Annotated in this window: 24 protein-coding genes; 3 read left to right on the plus strand and 21 right to left on the minus strand. The window is 52.4% G+C overall.

Annotated elements, in window-relative coordinates; genetic code table 11:
* Positions 1-16: 16 nt before the first annotated feature.
* From lysA to ald, 15 genes are all read right to left on the minus strand, one after another.
* Positions 17-1,348 carry a diaminopimelate decarboxylase gene (gene lysA / locus AC0LWF_RS10230; protein WP_474651442.1) on the minus strand — a complete coding sequence of 444 codons (1,332 nt, stop codon included), beginning with the start codon at positions 1,346-1,348 and terminating at the stop codon, positions 17-19.
* A gap of 180 nt (positions 1,349-1,528) precedes the next feature.
* Entirely contained in the window at positions 1,529-3,238 is a 1,710-nt protein-coding gene (locus AC0LWF_RS10235; protein ID WP_474651443.1) for a spore germination protein, read from the minus strand.
* A 35-nt stretch (positions 3,239-3,273) separates the two neighbouring features.
* Positions 3,274-3,720, minus strand: a complete 447-nt coding sequence (locus AC0LWF_RS10240) for a stage V sporulation protein AB (RefSeq protein ID WP_474651444.1) — start codon at positions 3,718-3,720, stop codon at positions 3,274-3,276.
* Positions 3,713-4,426, minus strand: coding sequence for a stage V sporulation protein AA (locus AC0LWF_RS10245; RefSeq protein WP_474651445.1), 714 nt, complete (start codon positions 4,424-4,426; stop codon positions 3,713-3,715). The genes AC0LWF_RS10240 and AC0LWF_RS10245 overlap by 8 nt, the downstream gene beginning before the upstream one ends.
* A 211-nt stretch (positions 4,427-4,637) precedes the next feature.
* Positions 4,638-5,393, minus strand: a complete 756-nt coding sequence (gene sigF / locus AC0LWF_RS10250; RefSeq protein ID WP_090573939.1) for an RNA polymerase sporulation sigma factor SigF — start codon at positions 5,391-5,393, stop codon at positions 4,638-4,640.
* 20 nt (positions 5,394-5,413) lie between these two features.
* Positions 5,414-5,860, minus strand: coding sequence for an anti-sigma F factor (spoIIAB, locus tag AC0LWF_RS10255; protein ID WP_474651446.1), 447 nt, complete (start codon positions 5,858-5,860; stop codon positions 5,414-5,416).
* Positions 5,857-6,210 (minus strand): anti-sigma F factor antagonist, encoded by a 354-nt coding sequence (spoIIAA, locus tag AC0LWF_RS10260; RefSeq protein ID WP_090573937.1) that lies wholly within the window; start codon positions 6,208-6,210, stop codon positions 5,857-5,859. Before spoIIAA ends, spoIIAB begins: the two co-directional genes overlap by 4 nt.
* A 174-nt stretch (positions 6,211-6,384) precedes the next feature.
* Positions 6,385-7,575 carry a D-alanyl-D-alanine carboxypeptidase family protein gene (locus AC0LWF_RS10265; protein ID WP_474651447.1) on the minus strand — a complete coding sequence of 397 codons (1,191 nt, stop codon included), beginning with the start codon at positions 7,573-7,575 and terminating at the stop codon, positions 6,385-6,387.
* A gap of 629 nt (positions 7,576-8,204) precedes the next feature.
* The gene (locus AC0LWF_RS10270) at positions 8,205-9,533 is read right to left on the minus strand and encodes a pyrimidine-nucleoside phosphorylase (protein ID WP_474651448.1); all 1,329 of its coding nucleotides are present in this window, start codon (positions 9,531-9,533) and stop codon (positions 8,205-8,207) included.
* Positions 9,534-9,580: 47 nt separating this feature from the next.
* Positions 9,581-9,751, minus strand: coding sequence for a Spo0E family sporulation regulatory protein-aspartic acid phosphatase (locus AC0LWF_RS10275; RefSeq protein ID WP_474651449.1), 171 nt, complete (start codon positions 9,749-9,751; stop codon positions 9,581-9,583).
* Between the two features lie 105 nt (positions 9,752-9,856).
* Positions 9,857-10,681 (minus strand): purine-nucleoside phosphorylase, encoded by an 825-nt coding sequence (locus tag AC0LWF_RS10280; protein ID WP_474651450.1) that lies wholly within the window; start codon positions 10,679-10,681, stop codon positions 9,857-9,859.
* Between the two features lie 53 nt (positions 10,682-10,734).
* A complete protein-coding gene (locus tag AC0LWF_RS10285; protein WP_474651451.1) occupies positions 10,735-11,910 on the minus strand; it encodes a phosphopentomutase in 1,176 nt (391 codons plus the stop codon).
* 24 nt (positions 11,911-11,934) lie between these two features.
* Positions 11,935-12,834 carry a site-specific tyrosine recombinase XerD gene (xerD, locus tag AC0LWF_RS10290; protein ID WP_474651452.1) on the minus strand — a complete coding sequence of 300 codons (900 nt, stop codon included), beginning with the start codon at positions 12,832-12,834 and terminating at the stop codon, positions 11,935-11,937.
* 112 nt (positions 12,835-12,946) lie between these two features.
* A complete protein-coding gene (locus AC0LWF_RS10295; RefSeq protein WP_474651453.1) occupies positions 12,947-13,180 on the minus strand; it encodes a DUF4227 family protein in 234 nt (77 codons plus the stop codon).
* Between the two features lie 107 nt (positions 13,181-13,287).
* Positions 13,288-14,430, minus strand: coding sequence for an alanine dehydrogenase (ald, locus tag AC0LWF_RS10300; RefSeq protein WP_474651454.1), 1,143 nt, complete (start codon positions 14,428-14,430; stop codon positions 13,288-13,290).
* A 218-nt stretch (positions 14,431-14,648) separates the two neighbouring features.
* On the opposite strand from ald, the gene AC0LWF_RS10305 reads away from it, so the two are divergent.
* Positions 14,649-15,926, plus strand: coding sequence for a S8 family peptidase (locus tag AC0LWF_RS10305; RefSeq protein ID WP_474651753.1), 1,278 nt, complete (start codon positions 14,649-14,651; stop codon positions 15,924-15,926).
* Positions 15,927-16,025: 99 nt separating this feature from the next.
* On the opposite strand, the gene fur is transcribed toward AC0LWF_RS10305, so the two are convergent.
* From fur to AC0LWF_RS10325, 4 genes are all read right to left on the minus strand, one after another.
* Complete coding sequence (gene fur / locus AC0LWF_RS10310; RefSeq protein WP_474651455.1) at positions 16,026-16,496, minus strand: ferric iron uptake transcriptional regulator; 471 nt, start codon at positions 16,494-16,496, stop codon at positions 16,026-16,028.
* A gap of 100 nt (positions 16,497-16,596) precedes the next feature.
* On the minus strand, positions 16,597-17,241 hold the full coding sequence (gene spoIIM / locus AC0LWF_RS10315) for a stage II sporulation protein M (RefSeq protein ID WP_474651456.1): 645 nt from the start codon (positions 17,239-17,241) through the stop codon (positions 16,597-16,599).
* Between the two features lie 541 nt (positions 17,242-17,782).
* Positions 17,783-18,991 carry an endonuclease Q family protein gene (locus tag AC0LWF_RS10320; RefSeq protein WP_474651457.1) on the minus strand — a complete coding sequence of 403 codons (1,209 nt, stop codon included), beginning with the start codon at positions 18,989-18,991 and terminating at the stop codon, positions 17,783-17,785.
* Positions 18,991-19,548 carry an NUDIX hydrolase gene (locus tag AC0LWF_RS10325; protein ID WP_474651458.1) on the minus strand — a complete coding sequence of 186 codons (558 nt, stop codon included), beginning with the start codon at positions 19,546-19,548 and terminating at the stop codon, positions 18,991-18,993. The genes AC0LWF_RS10320 and AC0LWF_RS10325 overlap by 1 nt, the downstream gene beginning before the upstream one ends.
* A gap of 89 nt (positions 19,549-19,637) precedes the next feature.
* Between AC0LWF_RS10325 and mciZ the strand changes: the two genes are divergently transcribed.
* On the plus strand, positions 19,638-19,796 hold the full coding sequence (gene mciZ / locus AC0LWF_RS10330) for a Z-ring formation inhibitor MciZ (protein ID WP_474651459.1): 159 nt from the start codon (positions 19,638-19,640) through the stop codon (positions 19,794-19,796).
* A 115-nt stretch (positions 19,797-19,911) separates the two neighbouring features.
* On the opposite strand, the gene AC0LWF_RS10335 is transcribed toward mciZ, so the two are convergent.
* Positions 19,912-21,045: a M20/M25/M40 family metallo-hydrolase gene (locus tag AC0LWF_RS10335; RefSeq protein ID WP_474651460.1), complete on the minus strand. Its 1,134-nt coding sequence runs from the start codon at positions 21,043-21,045 to the stop codon at positions 19,912-19,914.
* 79 nt (positions 21,046-21,124) lie between these two features.
* On the opposite strand from AC0LWF_RS10335, the gene prli42 reads away from it, so the two are divergent.
* Positions 21,125-21,223, plus strand: coding sequence for a stressosome-associated protein Prli42 (gene prli42, locus AC0LWF_RS10340; RefSeq protein WP_177182554.1), 99 nt, complete (start codon positions 21,125-21,127; stop codon positions 21,221-21,223).
* Here the strand turns inward: prli42 and lipB are convergent.
* Positions 21,182-21,916: a lipoyl(octanoyl) transferase LipB gene (gene lipB / locus AC0LWF_RS10345; protein WP_474651461.1), complete on the minus strand. Its 735-nt coding sequence runs from the start codon at positions 21,914-21,916 to the stop codon at positions 21,182-21,184. The two genes, prli42 and lipB, sit on opposite strands and share 42 nt — an antisense overlap.
* Positions 21,917-21,928 lie beyond the last annotated feature (12 nt).

Consider the following 21,928-nt stretch of genomic DNA (forward strand, 5'->3'; position numbering starts at 1 on the left):
GGAAAAGCCTCCTTGATTATTTAGCTGCAGATGCTTGTTGCATCCGTGCAGGGACGAGGTCGTTACCGACAATATCATCCAACGATTCACGTTTTACAGCCAGGTCTGCTGCACCGTCTTTTACAAAGACGACTGCAGGGCGGCGAATGCGGTTATAGTTGCTCGCCATAGCATAATTGTACGCGCCTGTGCAGAATACAGCAAGTAAATCGCCGTTATTCGCCTTAGGAAGCTCAATATCGATAATTAATTTGTCGCCGCTCTCGCAGCATTTGCCCGCAACGGTAACGGTTTCTTCAAGCGCGTCATTCGCACGGTTCGCAAGAATCGCCTCGTATTTGGACTCATAAAGCGCTGGGCGCGGGTTGTCTGTCATGCCGCCGTCAACTGCGATGTACTTACGTACGCCAGGGATATCTTTGCTTGTCCCTACCGTGTACAACGTTGTACCTGCATCGCCGACCATGCTGCGGCCCGGTTCAACCCAGATCTCAGGAAGCGGGTAGCCTGCAGCCGAGAAGTTGGACTTGATCGAATCCGTGATTGCTTTCACGTATTGCGAGATTGGAAGCGGTGTGTCGCCATCTACATAGCGGATACCGAAGCCGCCGCCAAGGTTGATAACGCGGAACAGAATGTTCAGCTCATCACGTACTTGTACCGCGAAGCCAGCTACTTTATCAACCGCCATCACGAAGCCTTCAACTTCGAAGATCTGCGAGCCGATATGCGAGTGAACGCCGAGCAGCTCGAGGTTCGGTTGAGCGGAAGCTTCTTGAATCGCTTTGTACGCTGTGCCATTGCCAACGTCGAAGCCGAACTTGGAGTCCGTTTGGCCTGTCGAGATGTAGTCATGCGTATGTGCTTCTACGCCTGGCGTAATACGAAGCAGGATGTTGACCTTCTTGCCTTTGTCGCCCGCGAGCGCGTTCAGCAAGTAAAGCTCATTGAAGTTGTCGACTACGAAGCAGCCGATGTTCGCATCAAGCGCCATGTTGATTTCTTCCGGCGTCTTGTTGTTGCCGTGGAAGTGAATGCGTGCAGCAGGGAAGCCTGCTTTCAATGCTGTATAAAGCTCACCGTCGGAAACGACATCAAGCGATAGATCTTCTTGTTCTGCAATCGCGCACATCGCCATAACGCTGAACGCTTTGCTTGCATATGCGACTTGGAATTTCAAGCCTGCTGCGCGGAATGATTCTACATACTCCCGTGCGCGCTGACGAACGAGCGCCTCGTCAACAATGTAAAGCGGAGTTCCAAATTGAGCTGCCAGTTCAGTGGTATCACAACCACCAATAACTAAATGACCTTGTTCGTTGATTTTGCTAGTACCGTGTAAATACATATATTTCCCCTCCGAGTTCTCCTGGCTATACCCATAGTTAATGTTTGCACCATTTAACATCAGTATAGCGCATTCGTTCCATCCCCGAAATGGATAATTTCACATTTGATTTGCATTTTTTGTAGCGCGCTTCTTTCTGATCAGCTGCTTTCCATTCGGTATCCGTTCCATCCGCGATGATCAGTGCTCCTCGTTAGGCATACGGTCACGCTGCTGCGGCTTCAGATAATTCGGCCTTGTACGGTTTGAGAGCACCGGAACACGGATGAAAATGCTCATGAGCGCTTTGGCATCAAACGGAATAAATGGCCACATGTACGGGCGGTTGAACGAGCGCATCAGCGTCAAATAGACGACGAACAGCGTCGTGGCAATCATAAAGCCGGGCACTTTGAAAAGTGCGACCGTCACTATGAGCAGCAGTCTGACGATCCGGTTGGCGAGTCCAAGCTCATAGCTCGGCGTTGCGAACATACCGATTGCTGAGATCGCCATGTAGAGCACCACCTCGTTGACGAACAGCCCGGTCTTGACGGCAATGTCGCCGATCAAGATCGCGGATATCAAGGACATTGCGGTAACGAGCGGCGATGGCGTATGGATTGCAGCCATCCTCAGAAGATCGACCCCTAATTCAGCGATCAGAAACTGGGCGACCATCGGAATTTTGCCCGCCTCCTGTGCGCCGATGAAGCTTAGGCCTGGCGGCTTGAGCTCAGGCCGCAGCGTGAACAGAAACCACAGCGGCAGCAGGAACAAGGACGACGTAATTCCGATAAAACGAACCCAGCGCAAGTACGTGCCAATAAATGGTGTCTGACGATTCTCCTCTGCATGCTGGATCAGATCGAAGAATGTCGTCGGCAGGATCATGACGCTCGGCGTCGTATCCACGAACAACGCAATATGTCCTTCCATTAAATTAACAGCTACCGTATCCGGACGTTCAGAATAACGGACCAAAGGATATGGATTCCAGCCGCGCTTCACTGTCGCTTCCTCCAACTGCTTATCCGCAAGCGGAAGACCGTCTATCTTGATCAGCTTGATTTTATCCTTGATCGATTTCAATAACTCTTTATCGACAATGTCATCAATGTATGCGATACAAATATCCGTTTGCGTCCGATCACCGACCCGCATAATTTCGTAGCGCAGCTGCTTATCCCGCAGCCTGCGGCGCACTAAGGTGACGTTGGTCAGCATTGTCTCAACAAATCCATCGCGTGAACCCCTGACGACGCGTTCAAGAGAAGCCTCCTCTGGATTACGGGCCGGGAAAGCTTTGGCATCGATCAGAATCGCTGTCGCCTCGCCGTCGATGAACATCGCCGTGCCGCCAGAGAGAACATTGGTCATTACATTATCCCAATCCTGCTCCTTCACGACTTGAATAGCGGGGACATAAATATTGAAGAACGAGTGAAGGGCATCTGATGACAGACTGTCAGACTCTAAGAAGGTTAGCCGCTTGAGAACCTCGGTTAGAACCGTATCTTTGGCGAATCCGTTCATAAAGTAGAACGCTGTCCGTTTGTTGCCAAATGTCATCTCACGCACGACGATATCAAAGCTTGTTTTATAGCCGACATCCTCAACCAGCTTCGAGATGACGTCATCAATTTTGATCGGAATCGGCTTGACCGGTTTCTCTTGCTGCTTCTTCGACTGTTTGTAGTGGCTGATAATGGGCAGCTCAGACTCATCGAACGGCGGTTCAGTGAATACAATCTTCTCTTGGCCCCGAGGATGGCCCTCTGCTTGATGCTCTGATCCAGCTCCTGCCTCCTCCGATTTGTTCGCGCCATGCTCGTCGTACCAGAATACGTGCACCGGCTTCTTGAACGAAGCGCCGGATCTGTCTTCCCCGTTCTTATCACGATCAGTCATACGGTATCACCCTTTCATCAAGACAATCCTTCTACTTACGATTCATCATCCAACCATTGAAATACGAGCCAATCAAACAATGAGCCGGTTACTTTCCCAAGCACCATCGCCATTACGAGACCGATCATATAGCGACTTAACCGCATCCGTTTTGCGAGAATCGGGAGCACATTCATCACCTCGGTCAGCGCGGCGCCGAGCATGCCGACGAATATGCCGTCAAACGTTCCAATAATCGCGAGCGTCACCGTTCTCGGGAGCCACAGCCGCCATTCGAGGAAGTCAGCCAGCGACCAGAAGACCGCTCCGCTCATCACCGCTGTCTCAAACCAAAGCGACTTGCGAAATGCGTACGCAATTTGCGCGAGCCTTGGAATGATGTCCAGCACGATTAAGAGCGCCACGAACGCACTGCCGACGCCGAGCCCGCCGGCGAATCCGAGCACAGCGACGAACAGATCGGCCGCGATCATCCTAACCATCGTCTATACCCGCTTCCTGCTCGCGCTTGTCCGGCATGTTCGACTGCGGTTGCTCGCCTGGCTTATTCAACTGCGGTTGCTCATCCGGCTCGCTCTTCTTGCGCATCTCATCGGCAATGACATAGGCGTTGACGTTCTCTTCATACATGTAGAGCTCAACCTCGAGCGGATTAGGCTCTTCATTGAACCTTTTTCGAAACAGATGATTGAAGAACACCAGCATTCCGACGCCAATTCCGATTGAGTAAGGCACCTGGAACCATAACGGATGCTCGATCTTCCTGCCTGTAACCAGCTCCGTAATCCGGGTATGGACATCCTTCATATTGACGTCTGTGTGAAAATTCATTATTGCAAGCCCTGCACCGAAGAATAGCAGCAGCCAAGCTAGCATGAGAACCCACAGGCGAGGCTTGCGCGGCTCATCAGCGACAATGACGAGCACCTGCGGATCGCCATATGAATCGACAACCGTACCCGGTGCTGCGTCCCGGATCATCTTCACGATTTGGAGCAAATCAATGACGACCCGATTGCCGTCCTGTTGCCGGTGACGATGAAGAATAAGCGACTCCATCTGCTTCTCAAGGGCGGAATCACTGGAAAATAAACGGGCTGCCCGACCTAGCGTCACATGCTCGCCCGGTCTAATGCCCACCCGCTTGCGCAGCCGCAAATAGAGACAGGATGGCTGGCCTTCACTCATCCACTCTCCCCCTTACCGTTTTGTGCGATACATCCCAGATCTACTTCCTGCGAGCATGATTGATCCCTACGGAAGCATTGGCTACACGCGTTCATTTCCTCGTTAGTATGATTAAAGGAGCCTCAGGATAATCAGAGCAAACGCAGCAAAAAAAGCCAAATCGCCCTTGATGGGCAACTTGGCTTTGCGTTGTACTTGCATGCCGCAGCAGTCACTGCGCAATTTGGTTGCGTATGAGCTGCAATATTTTTTTCTCCAGCCGCGACACCTGCACTTGCGATATCCCGAGCCTCGCAGCGACCTCGGACTGGGTCTGATCACGGTAATAGCGCAGAAATACAATGAGCCGTTCCCGCTCCGACAAGCCGCCGATCGCTTCATTCAGCGCCAGCTTATCGAACCAGCGTTCCTGCGAATCGTCCGCGATTTGATCCATGAGCGTAATCGGATCGCCGTCGTTCTCGAACACCGTCTCGTGAATCGAGGTTGGCGGCTTATTCGCTTCCTGTGCGAAGACGACATCCTCCGGCGTAATGCCGAGCCGTTCCGCCACTTCCTTGATCGTCGGGAGCCTGCCAAGCACTTTGGACAGCTCGTCCTTCGTCTTGCGCACTTTGTTCGCTGTTTCCTTCAGGGAACGGCTGACCTTGAGGGTGCCGTCATCCCGCAGGAAGCGCTGAATTTCTCCGATAATCATCGGCACTGCATAGGTGGAGAACTTGACCTCATAGGACAGATCGAATTTATCGACCGATTTGAGCAGCCCGATGCAGCCAATCTGGAACAAATCCTCCGGTTCATAGCCTCGCCCCATAAACCGCTGGACGACGGACCAGACTAGCCGAATATTGCATTGTACGAGCGTATCGCGCGCCAGCGTATCTCCGGATTGACTAAGCGCTATTAACCGCTTTACTTCCGAATCATCCAAATAAGGCTGCGCCGTTTGTTTCATATTGACATCCATGCGGTCCAACCCCTATGCGCCTAATTGAAAAGCGCTTTTTTCGATTCGATGCGCTTCGTCATCGCAATGGACGTCCCATTGCCCGGCTGGCTGTGTACGTCGAAGCCGTCCATGAAGTTCTCCATAATGGTAAATCCCATGCCGGAGCGCTCCATCTCTGGCTTGGACGTATAAAGCGGCTGGCGCGCCAGGTCCAAATCTTCTATGCCGCGACCTTGATCCTTGACGATAAGCGTTACGGTGTCGCCTTCAATCTGACCTTCGATGGTGACCATGCCGCTTGGGTCGCTGTCGTAGCCATGGATGATCGCATTGGTTACCGCTTCGGAAATTGCTGTTTTCAGGTCGTTAAGCTCATCCAGCGTCGGGTCCAGCTGGGAGACGAAAGCCGCTACCGCAACACGCGCAAACGCTTCATTCTCCGAACGGGCGGAGAACGTAAGTGTCATCTCATTTCTTCCGTTCATGAAACGACCTCCAAACTTGTGAGCGCGAGCCGCTCGTTATCGTGAATCGGCAATATTTTAAACAAACCTGACAGCTCGAACAGCCGGTGGACGCTCTGATTCACGTCGCATACGACCATTTTGCCGCCCTTGGCCTTCAGCTGCTTGTAACGGCCGAGAATGACGCCAAGTCCGGAGCTGTCCATAAACAGCAGTTCCTTCAAGCTAAGAATGACATGGGCGCTATTGCCGCGCAGAATCGCTTCCTCCATCTTGAACCGAACAACATCGGCCGTGTGATGGTCAAGCTCGCCTCGCAGTCTAACAATGAGCACATTCCGGTAATGCTCCAATTCAACCTGCAGACTCATCTTGTTCACTCCTAATCTTAGATTGCGCATCAAAGCGAGGGATAGGTTAGTGTTGAACAAGCATTTCTACGTTTCTGCTGCCATTTCCTGCCCCCCGACAAAACTAGAAGAAGAGTGCTATGAGCAGACAAAATACGCTTCAACTCTGCAGATTTTGTATGTGAATGGTACGGTTTACGAGAACAGGCTGCCGCAGGACCGTTTGAACAGCGTCCACCAGCCTGCCTTATTGACAGACGCCGGTGAATCGACAGCGAACTCCGTCAGCACCTGATCGCCTTGGAAGACGATGAGCTTGCCTATCGGTTCATTGATCGTAATTGGCGCCTTAAGCGGATTCAGCTGCAGCTCATAGCGAATATCCTTCACGGAGCTGCCCTTCTTGAGCAGAACACTGTAGGAATGCTTAGCCTTCAGCTCCATCGACGGCTGCACGCCTTTTACTACTTGAACCGTGCCCATCGAATCGCCTTTTTTGAAAATCGTATGATTCATATACTGCGCGAACGAATAATCGAACATTTGGGACACTTCTGCGTTGCGGGTCTTCGTGTTCGGCTCTCCCATAACGACGGCAATGACGCGCAGATTGTCACGGCGTGCAGTAGCGGTGAGACAGAATCTCGCTTCGTTCGTGAAGCCTGTCTTAAGTCCGTCTGCGCCGGAATAGAACCGAACGAGTTTGTTCGTATTTACGAGCCAGAACGGCTTCTCGCTCGACTTGCGAAGGTAGTCTTGGTACATGCCCGTATACTTCGTAATTTCGCTATGCTTGAGCAGCTCACGCGACATCACGGCAATATCATGCGCAGACGAATAATGCTCCGCGGCAGGCAAACCATTGCAGTTGGCAAAATGTGTATTTTTCAGTCCCAATTCCTCTGCCCGCTTGTTCATCATATCGACGAATGCAGATTCGGTGCCTGCGATCTTCTCCGCCATTGCGACGGAAGCGTCATTGCCCGATGCGAGCGCAATGCCCTTCAGCATCTCATCGACACTCATCTGCTCGCCCGGCTCAAGGAAAATCTGTGAACCGCCCATCGAAGCGGCATACTCGCTTGTCGCTACTTTATCCGTCAGCTTGATGCGGCTCTGATCGAGCGCTTCCATGATGAGCAGCATCGTCATAACCTTCGTTATGCTCGCCGGCGGCAGTGCCGCATGGCTGTTCTTCTCATAAATAATCGTACCGCTGTCAGCATCCATAAGAATTGCTGATCGTGCAGACGGAGCCAAATCCGCGCTCGCGGACGGCGCCGTATTCGGTGCAGCCCCTTCTTTCGCCCAGCTTGCTGCCGGTGCGGACAAAACCATCATCGCCGCTATGCTAATAACGAGCAGTGGTTTCCATTTGCTGTTCATAGGTTGTTCTCCTCCTGAATGGTAAGTCAAGCCGAGGCTCGGCTAAAATCTCCATTCCTATTGTGGACGAACCAAGGGGAAATTATTCCAGCGAGTTCGCTTATAAAGCTAAACATATCATGCGGGGGCCGCTTCGCAGTCGAATGTTCTTCCGATCGCTGTTGTACTTGGGAAACTCTTAACAATATCAAATGTAATTTTCCAAGTACAAAGGCGACCGCTATCGCTTCTCCAGAATCATTCGGCTGCTGCCGCTCTTCGCCGGAATAAAAGAGAGAGCAAAAGGCTTGCCAGGGTGGATTTCCTGGCAAGCCTTTCTTTTGGGGGCCAAAGCGCTAACGGTTGGCACGCACGTTCTAAAACCTCAATTGGCTCTTTTGAAATCGTAACGGTTGTGAGGAACGTTATTTGGCGGTTTCGGCAGCAAATTCATTCGATTTGAGCCAAATAACCGCTGCGGCAACCGTTAGCTTTTGATGAAGGGGCATTATTCTGCAAATAAACGCTGCAGCAACCGTTAGCACACTTCACTTAATCAGCCTCCGTCTACTTCAGCCATCCGCATGACTGCCACACACACATAAAAAAGCCCAACCAGCTAAGACTGGTTGGGCTTCAACATGAAACAACTATAAGCGCTTCACGCCGTTCTCCGTCACAACGGAGAGCAGCAGAGGCGACGGCTTCACCGGTTCGTCTGAGAACGTGTAGGCGCTGCGAACTCGCTCCGCAACCTCGCTCGCCGTTGCATTCTCCTCACGAACATGCAGAAGCGCGAGCGAGTCGCCCTCGCTCACTTTGTCGCCAACCTTGCGCTTCATCGTGACGCCGACGGCGAAGTCGATGACCGACTCCTTCGTCGCGCGGCCTGCGCCAAGCAGCATCGCAGCGAGTCCGAGCTCTTCCGCTTGAATCGCCTGCACATATCCGCCCTGCGTCGACTTCACTTCAAGGATAAACGGTGCTTGCGGAAGAAGCGACGGATCGTCCGCAACAGCCGGATTGCCGCCTTGAGCTGCGATGAACGCTTTGAACTTTGCCAGCGCCGCACCGGACTCGAGCTTCGCGCGAAGCATAGCTTCCGCTTCTTCGAGGCTATCCGCCTCTCCGCCAAGCACGACCATATGCGAGCTCAGCGCGATACAGAGCGCTGTCAGATCCTCCGGACCGCGTCCATGCAGCGTGTCAATTGCTTCTTGCACTTCAAGCGCATTACCGATCGCATAGCCGAGCGGCTGATCCATATCGCTTATGAGCGCGGCAGTCTTGCGACCCACTTCCGTACCGATTTCCACCATCGCGTGAGCAAGCTTCTCGGAATCCTCCAGCGTCTTCATGAACGCGCCGCTTCCTGTCTTCACGTCGAGCACAATCGCGTCCGCTCCTGCAGCAATCTTCTTGCTCATGACAGAGCTCGCAATGAGCGGAATAGACTCTACCGTAGCAGTTACATCGCGCAGCGCGTACAGCTTCTTATCGGCAGGCGTCATATTGCCGCTCTGTCCGATAATTGCGAGACCGATATCGTTCACCTGTGCGATGAACTCGTCACGCGTAAGCTCCGTGCGAAAGCCTTCCATCGCTTCCATTTTATCAATTGTACCGCCTGTATGACCAAGACCCCTGCCCGACATCTTCGCAACGGGAACGCCGCAAGACGCAACAAGCGGTCCAATAATGAGGCTTGTCTTATCGCCAACGCCGCCAGTGCTGTGCTTGTCTACTTTAGTGCCATGAATCGGCGACAGATCCACCTGATCGCCGGATTCCGCCATCGCCATCGTAAGAAACGCAGTCTCTTCCGCATTCATGCCGCGAAAATATACCGCCATAGCCCATGCCGAAAGCTGATAGTCCGGGATTTCGCCTTTACTGTAGCCTTCTATGAGAAATGACAGCTCGTCCTTTGTAAGAACGCCGCCGTTTCGCTTCTTTTGAATAATATCTACTGCACGCAAGCGTGAAGCCTCCTTAAGTCAATTCCGCATATGTACATCTGCTTGCATTATCTCTGTGATACCACTCGCTTATACTTCTCCCGCTGCACTTTTACAATCATCTGATCGAGCGCTTGACTGAGCAAAATGACATCGGGATGAAGAAAGGTTTCCTTGTCTAGCGCCGCGGCAATCAACTTATTGCGCAGTCGCTCAAGCCGCTGGTTGTGATTTTCCATGTGAATCCCCGCTTATCTTATATAGATTCTCACGGACATTATACGACGATATGCAAACAAAGAATGTCACATTGAGTCGAGGGTATTGTTACAATTTTGTTACAATTAGAGCAATGTTACGACACCTTGCACAAGCCCAAGGAACTGCGATTTCACCCGCTCTGTCGTCTCCATCACTTCATCATGCGAAAGCGGTTGATCGAGAATGCCCGATGCCATGTTGCTAATGCACGAAATACCGAGCACTTCCATGCCGGAGTGCTTCGCCGCGATGACTTCGGATACCGTCGACATCCCGACAGCATCTGCACCCAAAATCCGCATCATCCGAATTTCTGCTGGCGTTTCATAGGATGGTCCGATTACCGCGATGTACACGCCCTCTTGCAAAGTGAAGCCTTGCTCCTTCGCAACACCGGCTGCCAGCTCGCGCATACGCTTGCTGTAAGGCTGAGACATATCCGGGAAACGGACGCCAAGCGCCGAATCATTCGGTCCGACTAGCGGGTTGCGGCCCTGGAAATTGATGTGATCGCTGATCAGCATCAGATCGCCTGGATTGTAGCCCGTATTCACGCCGCCTGCTGCATTCGTCACGATCAACTTTGTTGCGCCGATCGCTTTCATAACGCGAACAGGGAACGCCGTCAAATCCGGACCGTAGCCTTCGTACATATGGAAGCGGCCGCGCATAAGAACAACTGGACGACCTGCTAGCGTGCCGATAAGCAGCTCGCCGGCATGGCCTTCAACGGTTGAGATTGGAAAATGGGGAATCTCGTGATACGGAATCGTTACCGGATTCTCAATGTAATCGCCAAGAATTCCGAGACCCGATCCCATGATGAGGCCGACTTCCGGCTTGACTGATATTTTGGAGTTGATATAGGTTGCCGCTTCGTTAATATGAGTTGATTTAATTGCTTCCATCGTAAGAAAGCCTCCTAGAAAAAGTAATGGTATTTGCCCCTTGCTAACCCCGCTTAGCGCAGCTCAGCCAAGAAGGATGTGCCGTTCGCTGGCGGCTTCACACCGAAGTTATCGGCAATCGTCGCTGCAATATCAGCGAAGGTCGACCGAACGCCAAGCGAGGCAGGCAGCGTGAACGCCGGCGAGTACACGAGCAGCGGCACATATTCTCGTGTATGATCAGTGCCAGTATAGGTTGGGTCATTGCCGTGATCGGCTGTAATAATCAGCAAGTCCTTCTCGCCGATTAGCTCTGCCAGCTTCGGCAGGCTGCGATCGAATGCTTCGAGTGCCCCTGCGTAGCCTTGTGGATCGCGGCGGTGACCGAAGAGCGAATCAAAGTCGACCAGGTTCGTGAAGAGCATCCCTTTGAACGGTCGGCCTAGTGCGGCGAGCGTCTTCTCGACGCCATCGTCGTTGCTTTTCGTCGGCAGCGCTTCGGTAACCCCTTCACTGCAAAAAATATCATCGATCTTACCGACCGCAATCACGTCAAATCCGCTGTCCTTCAGCGTATTCAGCACCGTCGGCTCTGGCGGCTTCACCGCGTAATCATGCCGGTTCGGCGTTCTCTTGAACGCGCCTGGCTGACCTACATACGGCCTTGCAATAACGCGGCCGACGGCGTAGCGGTCGTCAAGCGTCAGCTCGCGCGCAATTTCGCAGGCGCGGTACAGCTCTTCGAGCGGAATAATCTCTTCATGCGCGGCAATTTGAAATACGCTGTCCGCCGAAGTGTAGACGATCCACTTGCCTGTACGCATCTGCTCTTCGCCAAGCTCATCAAGAATTTCAGTGCCGCTTGCCGATTTGTTTCCGAGTACGCCGCGGCCTGTCCGTTCTTCGAACGCATTAAGCAGCTCCGCCGGAAATCCGTCACTGAACGTTCGGAAAGGTACCGTTACTCTCAGTCCGGCAATTTCCCAATGGCCCGTCATCGTATCTTTGCCGACAGACACCTCGGCCATCTTCCCATAATAGGACCTCGCTTCGCCTTCAGGCTTCCAACTGCCAAGCTCCGCAATGCGGTCAAGGCCCCAGCTGCGCATATTCGGCAGTGCAAGGGCCGGCACTTCTCGCAAAATATGGCCAAGCGTATGGGAGCCCGCATCTCCGAAAACCGGCGCATCCGGCAGCTCGCCAATACCGACGCTGTCGAGCACGATTACTGCTATTCGATCAAATTTCATCGCTAGTATCACTCCGTACTTCGATTATTTCATTCTCGCCCGAGGGTGCGCAAGGTTGTACACTTCTTTGATACGCGGCTTCGTCAGCCCGACATACACCTGAGTCGTGGAGATGTCGGCATGTCCAAGCATCTCCTGAACGGAACGCAAATCCGCCCCATTCTCCAGCAGATGAGCAGCAAAAGAATGACGCAGCGTATGCGGCGTAATGTCGCTGACGATGCTAGCCTCCGCAGCGTATTTTTTTATAATTTTCCAGAAGCCCTGTCTCGTGATTCGCGCTCCTTGCAAATTTAGAAACAGTGCCTGCTCCGCCTTATCATGCTTCAGCAGCTTGTCCCTAACATTGTTTAGGTAAGCATGGAGCGCCTCTGCGGCAACTGCGCCAATCGGAACAATTCGCTCCTTATCGGCAGCGCCCATACAACGGATGAAGCCGAGCGGCAAATTAATATGATCGCAATTTAACGAAATAAGTTCAGATACCCGGATCCCCGTTGCATAGAGCACTTCAAGCATCGCAGAATCTCGACAGCCAGCGTTGTTGCTCGTATCAGGTGCTGTAAGCAGCTTCTCAACATCATCTATCGAGATCACCTTAGGCAGCTTCTTCTCCTGCTTTGGCGATTCCAGATGAATGGAGGGATCCGACTGCACATGCCGTTCCGTCACCAAATAATGAAAAAAGGCGCGAATAGACACCATATGCCTGGACATCGTCGCAACAGCTCTCCCCTGCTGCTTCAATTGAAGCATGTATAGGGACAAATGATGCTTTTGGATATCGGCTATTTGGGTTACGCCTTGTTCATGGACATATTCAATGAAATTCGACAAATCACGCTCGTAGGAGTCTAGTGTATTGCTGGATAGCCTACGACGTTCCCGTAAAAAGTGAATAAATGTTCTCAGATGCGCTCTCATAGGTCGTTCCTTTCCCGGATCTACAGCTTAGCAGGTTATCCTGCTATATTCCACAATCGCTGCACAATCTCCTGCCAAAGGACACCATATTTGTCGAATATACTTACACACTCTACTCCCCATACCAATAAAACAGCCGCAGCCGTTCATAAATACTGCTTCCATTATCTTGATAATCATCATGCTGAAACACTTTAAGCGCCTGGCCTTGCGGAACGCGGTACGGGTCCTGCGGCGCGATCCATACTGCAATAAACCGGCAGCCGCCGTACATCGTGATCGTGAAAAAGCAAAGCAGAAGCACGAACAAAACTCGTCTCAGCCATCTGCGAACTGACACCACCATACGCACTATGCTCCTCTCCATGAAACTTCGCCCTAGGAGTTGTCCTCTACAACACCTTATGAGTTCAAGGATTGAAACATGCATAGCTGCGATAGGCTGGTGCGGAGCTAGCTCAGTTTGTCAAAAGCAACGCTCTCGAGCAGCTGCTCCATACTGATATAAGGCATATTAACAGCACTAGCCACTTGCGGATGGGTAACGCGGCCTTTGTACGTATTCACGCCTTTGCGAAGCGGCTCGTTCGCTCTAACGGCATCTTCCAGCCCTTTGCCAGCGAGCTCCAGCGCATATGGGATCGTCACATTCGTCAGCGCGAGCGTCGATGTGCGCGGAACCGCACCAGGCATGTTCGCCACAGCATAATGCAGCACGCCATGCTTCTCGTAGACTGGATCTTTATGCGTAGTCACTCTGTCGATCGTAGCAATAGTGCCGCCTTGGTCGACCGCAACGTCAACGATGACAGCGCCTTTCTTCATCGTTTTGACCATTTCTTCCGTAACCAAATGCGGTGCGCGAGCGCCTGGAATAAGTACTGCTCCAATGAGCAAATCTGCTTTTTTCACTGCGCAAGCAATGTTATAAGGATTGGACATGAGCGTCCGAATTCGGCCGCTGAACACTTCATCTATATAACGCATCCGATCTGCGCTGCGCTCCAAAATAACGACGCTCGCACCCATGCCAAGCGCAATTCGCGCCGCATTCGTACCAACTATGCCGCCGCCGAGTATAATAACTTCCGCAGGCGGAACGCCTGGAACGCCGCCAAGCAGAATGCCTCGGCCGCCATAGAACGCTTCAAGAAATTGCGAACCGACCTGAACCGCCATGCGTCCAGCGACCTCGCTCATTGGAGTCAGAAGCGGAAGGCTGCCATTCGGCATCTGAATCGTTTCATAAGCAACTCCCGATACACCTTTCTCAACCAGCGCTTTAGTCAGCTCCGGCGCAGCGGCAAGATGCAAATAAGTGAATAGCAGAAGCCCATCATGAAAATAACCGAACTCCTCTGGCAGCGGCTCTTTTACTTTCATTATCATTGCCGCTCGCGCCCAAACCTCTTTGACATCATTAATAATCGTTGCGCCTTCCGCGATGTATGCATCGTCCGTGAAGCTGCTGCCGACTCCTGCGCCCGCTTCCACCAACACTTCATGACCGGCCGCCTTCAGCATTCCCGCTCCAGCCGGGGTCAGCGCAACCCGGTACTCACTTGATTTGATTTCTTTTGGAACTCCGATAATCATATGCGCACTCCCTCTCCTACTCCATGCTTCTTCATATGCAGGCAGAGGACGGGTTGACAGTCCTCCATGATACGTTTACCTTACATGCCTAAAAATATGTACGTAAGGTCAGCGTCTACCCATGCCCTTGTACGAATGTCTCCATACATTAGGAGTAACCGTTATACCATTGATCTGCAAAATCAAGTTGCCAAAAAGGAGGAGCATCTTTGCCAAATGTGGAACGGCTGCTGCTCAGCTGCTCAAAGAGCAAGTCTACCGGGTATACGTCGCGCAAGTTAATCGGATTCAAGCGTGACTCCGACTATAAGCAATGTATGGAAGAGCTGTCCAAGTACGGCATCCGTCCGGTGAAAAGCATCCAGAAAAGCCGAGTCATCTGCTGCCATTTGGACAGCCGCAGAACCGAGCAGCTGAAATCACTTGCTCAGCATCCGAACATCAGCTATGTCGAACCTGATTTCAAGATCCATGCGCATGGCTTTGTGCCGGGCAACGTGATTGGCAAGAGAATAAAGTCAGATCGCAAGCGTCCAGCCCCCTATACGCGTAAACGAGTGCAAACGAAGAGTGTGAACGTAAAAGGTCGAAGCTCCGCCTCATCATCGGATTCCAGCACCACTCCATGGAACCTCTCCCAGATCGGAGCGTCGAAGGTTTGGTCAACGACTCGCGGCAAAGGCGCAGGCATCGCGATTATCGATACCGGCATTGCAAAACACTCCGATCTGCGTATAACCGGAGGCGTCAATACGATGGGCGGGTCTTCGTATTATGATGATAATGGGCACGGGACGCATGTCGCCGGCATTGCCGCAGGCTCTGGATATTACAAGAGACCAGGCGTTGCGCCGCGGGCAAGCTTATACGCCATTAAGGCGCTGGACGCGAATGGCGCGGGATATGTATCCGACATCATTAAAGGGATTGATTGGTGCATCAAGAAGAGCATCCCGATCATTAATATGAGTCTTGGACTCGAAGGAGAAACGAGCAGCGCGTTAAAAGAAGCGGTGCAGCGTGCGCGCAAGAACGGCATCCTTATCATTGCATCAGCAGGCAATAACGGCTCAGTCGGCGGTCGAATCGACCAGCCTGCAAGGTATACCGATGCCATCGCCGTAGCCGCCTCTACTCGCGGCGGCAAGATCGCGAACTACAGCAGTCGCGGCTACGGCATCGACGTAACGGCACCAGGCAGCTATATCAAGTCGACATGGCCAGGCGGCCGCTATCAAACGCTCTCCGGCACTAGCATGGCGAGTCCGCATGTCGCTGGCGGAGCGGCGCTCCTGAAGTCGCTCCATCCGAGCATCACACCGTACGGCATCGCGCAGCGGCTCCGCAATACGACGAAGAAGCTGTCGAGCTACGGCAAACGTTCGCAGGGCTACGGATTAATTCAACTCGACGATGCGGCCGCAGTTGCGGACAATGGAGCTAGTACTGCCGCACGCACTCGTTCAACCGGGCGACGTCGTGGCACAAAACAATAGAAGAGCACAATTGGACAGCTTTTGAACAGCACAAAAAACTCCCTTCGGGAGCAGTGCAGAATTAGCATGAATGACTGCTACCTGCACTGCAAAAGGGAGTTATTGTTGTTCGGCTTTCGTACTATCGTTCTTGCTCCTGCAGCTTGCGCACACGCCTTGGAAATCGAGGCGGTGATCCACAACGGTGAAGCCGTATTCCTTCTCAAGCCGTTCCTCAAGCGGTCCAAGCCAATCCTCTAAGATCTCGCTCATAGTTCCGCATTGTACACAGATGAGGTGATGATGATGGTGCTTATTGTTATCAGCTCTCAGGTCGTATCTTGCAACGCCATCGCCGAAATTCATCTTCTCTACGACATGAAGCTCGCTTAACAGTTCAAGTGTCCGATATACGGTTGCAAGGCCGATCTCTGGCGCTTTATCCTTAACGAGCATAAATACATCCTCAGCGCTGAGATGATCCTCTTCGTTCTCCAGAAGCACACGTACTGTCGCTTCACGCTGCGGGGTGAGCTTGTACCCCTGTGACTGGAGCTGCTGTTTCACTTTGTCAATCCGGGATTCTTCCATGGCTTCCCCCCCTTACCACAACAACTAGTGCCATCACCAGAATCGGTTTGCTTTCATTATAGGTGCTCGTCAGGAGCAAAGTCAATTTTTTTTAGAATGATTACAATCCAGCGCTGGCTCCTTGAACGAGCGGGGCTGCCCATTGTAGCAGCAGAGGCGTTAGATAAGACTCGATCATCGCTGCGCCTAGCAAAAGCACAAGCATCATCGCAGTCTGTACGACATAACGAAGCAACGGCTGACTCAAGTTGCCAAATCGGCCGAGCAGCCGATTCTTCACAATGTAAAGTGTGAACGAAACTGCTGACACGCTGGCGATTAAGAACGCCGGAATCGCAATAAGATTTGCAGGAGCAACGGAGGCTAGCGAGAAGATCAGCCCTTTCCACGCGAACTGCCGCACGAGAGTGCCGACTGCGAAGCCGAGAAGCACGCCTTTCAAGAAGTCGAGTGCCAACACGAGCGGCATGCCGACGACGGTGAGCCCAAGCACCCATACGAGCAGCAGCCACTTCGCGTGAAACCACGCCCGATCCCAGAACGACTCGGTTCCGCTCAGCAACGTGCCATCCTGAATCCGGCCGATAAACTGCTGCACGTCGCCGGCAAGATCCTGCTGCTGATCCAGCGTCAGCGCATTCACGAGCAAAGCACCGAAGACGACGCCAACGACGAACAGGACGGAGACAAAAATATATAAATTCAGCTGTTCTCTCATCGTCGGCTGCATTGCGGAAGTGCGCATATCCCATACCCCCAAAAAGAACGAATGGTATAGAATATGTGTGGTAAGGGTTGTCTATGACTTTGGAGCTCGCTGCGGTACGCTGCGGTACAGTCATTCCGATGATCACTCCCGTGGTCTTCGACCAAAGCCATTAAGTGGAAATGTCCACTTATTACAGCCTAAAACAGCGCTAACAACAAATATAAATGCAAAAATCCACTTATTTGACCTTAAACCCACAAATCGAACCGATTTGGTCTATAATAAGTGGAGTTTTCCATCTATGGCCAACATTCCGCAAATCAGGTCGCAATAATTGGATTTTTCAACTTATCATGGGTCAGCAGAAGCGCAGTTTGCAACAATGAGCATTAGCTGCGCATACACGACAAGCTAGCCTACAGCCGCATGCTCACACCGAAGCTCCAATTACGCCGAGCTCACCATACCCCTGCCGGCACCCTCCGTGAGCATGTCGAGGGGAACTTTGGATGATCGCCGCGACAGCCTCTCCCGCCATACCCGCCACACAAAACTCACATACCCGCACCAGCACTTTCTACTGCCCCGCGCTCACCTTGCCATACTTTCCACCGCCGCCCGCTTCCAGCTGCAGCATGCCGCGGCGGGCGCTGGCTATTATCGCTGCGGCGGGTTCGCCCGCAATCGCCGCAATGGCAGCCTCCGGAACATCGTGGATAATCGCCATCTCCGTCCCGAACGCTTCGAGCAGCTTGCCCAGCTTCACTTTTCCAAGTCCTGGGATGAACTCCAGCGGGACCTGGTACACGTAGCGCGGGCGCCTTGCCGGCACATAAGGCTGCTCGCGTCCAGCCTGCTCCGCCAGCTCCAGGATGCGATCGAACACGCCGCGAACCTGCTTCAAGCTGCCGCATTGCGAGCAGCGCTCGGCGTCCAGCCGTTCTTCCACGAGCGAGCCGCAATTGACGCAATACGTGCGGTGATATTTGCCGAGTACAGGGTTCAACCCGTAATTCGTCATGATTCTCCGCCCCTCAGCTCCCTCAAGAGCAAGCTTCAGCTCGGCAAAGGACGGCTCGCCGAGCATTAGCTCATTATATTCTCGGCCGATTTTGGCAAGGGAATGGGCATCGGAGTTGGTCAAGAACGGATACGCATCAAGATCCGGAATGTAGCCCGCCATCTCACTATCTGCGCTCAGTCCAAGCTCAACGGCGTCGACGAGCGCTGGGTCCAGCGTATCGCTGAGATGATCCGAGCAGCTTCCGAAGAGACTCTTGTGCGGAGTGAAAATATGCGCAGGTATAAACAATCCCCCACGCATCTTCACTTCCTCCTGCAGGACACGGCTCGGCACATACAGCCGCTGCGAGCTGAGCTGCACATTTTTCATATGCCCCCTCATCCAAGCCGTTAGCGATTTCATCTTATCTAAATCCGGCATAAACACAAGATGATGCGCTGTCCCATAACCTGCGTCTCTCACTTCGATCTCCGCACCAAGCAGGATCGTCGTATCCCGATATCGGATGCCTCCGCCGCTAATTTCCGTCATTTCGCCGGACTCCAGCAACGCCTCGATATCCCTTTGCACCCCAGGGGAGTGGCAATCAATAACGCCTAGAAGCTGAATCCCCTTGCGTACTGCTGCCTCATGAGCAATATTGCGGAAGGTTAAGTCACGACTGCCGCTGATCTTCACAGGTTCGCCCCGTTCCGTGCGGCCAATATGCAAATGAAGGTCCGCAAATACACGCCGCAAACCTCCACTTTCATGCTTCATCATTAAATTTCTCCTGTCAGCCTATAGATGTGCCACGCGTAAACAGCAAGAATCGTCTTCGCGTCGCTAATCCGTTCTTCTCTTATATATTGCTGCGCCTGCTCGAAACTAATCGCCTCAACCGCCAGAAACTCATCCTCGTCCGGTGCGCTCTCGCCCTTCATAAGATCCTCTGCGATGTAGACATATAGCTTTTCATCTGCAAAGCCCGGCGATGTATAAAATGCACTCAGCGGACGCAGCTTGCCTGCGCGATACCCAGTCTCTTCCTCCAGCTCACGGGCAGCTGCAACCATCGGATCTTCGCCAGCATCAAGCTTGCCGGCTGGAATTTCGATTTGGAATTTCTCCATCGGCTTGCGGTACTGCTCGACGACGAGCATTTTATCATCGATTAACGCTAGCACAGCAGCGGCACCAGGATGTCTAACGATCTCACGCGTTGCCGTACCGCCATTCGGCAGCTGCACCGTATCCACCTGCAGCGAAATGATTTTTCCATCAAAAATCGGTTCTGTCTTCACAGTCACTTCACGGTATTGATCCGTTTTCTCCAGCATCTTCTCATCGTCTCCTTCGATTTGTATGCATAAGACCTACAACTCTCTCATATCTATCTATCAAGTATAGCAAAAAGGGGCGATAGAGTATGAAACAATATACAAAGCAGAACCAATTGGCGCTTGTCGGCAAAGCATGGGAAATCAAGCATCAGCTCAAGCTGCTGGCCAAAGCCAGCACCAAATCCGGACTCACAGCGCTTGGGCCAAGCCGCACGCTTCGCGAATACTTACAGTCCGCTCAATAATCCGCGCGAAGAACCACCTACACCTAATCCGCATAAAAGACAAAGGGGCTGCCTTGCCGCTAGAGTCGATCGGATGCGATCGCTACTGCGGCAGGTAACCCCTTTTTACTATTGCTTACGCTTTCTGTTCAGCAGCCTGTTCCACAATCGCCACTGTCAGCTCAGCTGTCTTCACAAGATCCGCTACTTTAATTTGCTCTTTCGTCGTATGAATATGCTCGTAGCCAATCGCCAAGTTAACCGTTGGGACGCCATGCCCGTTGAAAACATTCGCATCGCTGCCGCCGCCTGAATGGAACACCTTCGGTGTTCTGCCAATCTTCACAATCGCCGCTTTCGCAAGCACGACAACCGGATCGCCATCGCTAAAGTTGAACGAAGGATACATCAACTTAGCCTCGAATTCAGCTTTTGCTCCATACTCCGCTACGACCGCCTCAACAGCTTCACGCATCTGTTCGACTTGCTTGTCGAGCTTCTCCATGACGATACTGCGCGCCTCTGCGTCAAGCTTCACGTAGTCGCAGACGATATTCGTTGCGCCGCCGCCCTCGAAACGTCCGATATTCGCCGTCGTCTCATGATCGATACGGCCAAGCTTCATACGCGAAATCGCTTTGCCCGCTACTTGAATCGCGCTGATGCCGTCTTCTGGATTAACGCCGGCGTGTGCGGATTTACCATAGATTTTGATCGTAATCTTCATTTGGGATGGCGCTGCAACAGCAATATCGCCAATCGGACCGTTCGAATCAAGCGCATAGCCAAACTTCGCTTTCAGCTTCGAGCTATCCAGTGCCGCTGCGCCAACAAGTCCGCTTTCTTCACCAACGGTGATGACGAGCTGAATCGGACCGTGCGGGATGTTGTTCTCCTTCAACACGCGAATCATTTCGAACATCGCGGCAAGTCCTGCTTTATCGTCACTGCCGAGAATCGTCGTACCGTCGCTTCGGATGTAGCCATCCTCGTCCAGCTGCGGCTTAATGCCTTTACCTGGCGTTACGGTGTCCATATGGGAAGTGAAGAAAATAACCGGCGCATCCGTAGCGGAGTTCGCTGGAAGCATCGCAATCAAGTTGCCAGCTCCATGACCTGTAAGGCTAGCGGCGTTATCCTCTTCCACCGACAAGCCGAGCTCAATCAGCTTCTTCGTCAGCACATCGCAGATTTGGCGTTCATTCTTCGTTTCGCTGTCCACACGGACAAGCTCCATAAATTCCTCAACAATACGCTTCTCATTAATCATCGTCTTTCCTCCGTCCATCCTTTTCGTTTACAATGTACAATAACGTCTTCATTATTCTGTACGAAAGGAGCATGCTGACATGCGTTCCAATCCGCTTATAAAAGTATTCATCTGGGTTCTTATTGCGGCAATGCTGCTATCCACGCTGCTCGTTGGTATCGGCTGGATGTTCGAATAGTCCGCCGGATGCCTCTTCCACAACAAGCCCGAATTGCTTGCATATAAAAGGGGTAAGCTCCAGTGCAGCCTGTTCAACGCTCAGGTGATTGCCAGTTAAATCAGCGAATGAAGTGACGGCAAACTCCTGAATTCCACAAGGAATGATGCCACGAAATCCGTCCTTAGCAATGCCGGCACTCACATTAAGCGCAAAGCCATGACTCGTCACGAACCCGCGGCGAGTTCTGGCTTTATTAAACTTCACGCCAATGGCGGCAATCTTCTCATCGCCAACCCATACTCCGGTATATTCAGGTTTACGCCCGCCTTCAATGCCATATGTAGCTAACCATTCAATAATGGCCTGCTCTAGCTGCCTCAAGTAGCCATGCAAATCCAGATTCGCCCCGTCCAAATAAAAGAGCGGGTAACCGACCAGCTGTCCAGGCCCATGATAAGTAATGTCCCCGCCACGGTCGATCTGAAATACACCGATGCCGCGTTTGGCCAATTCTTCCTCGGAATAAAGCAGATGCTCGGGATGCTTCTGTGAGCCGATCGTATAGGTCGGCGGATGCTGAAGAAGGAGCAGCGTGTCACGTCGCTCCTCCTTGTCAATCTGTTTCACGTAGCTTTTTTGCATATCCCAAGCTTCGGCATATCCCATCATCGGAATATATTGGACATCGATCGCCTTCACGTTCGTTGTCATGTCTGCCTATGC

The organism is Paenibacillus sp. sgz302114 (genome assembly GCF_056120345.1).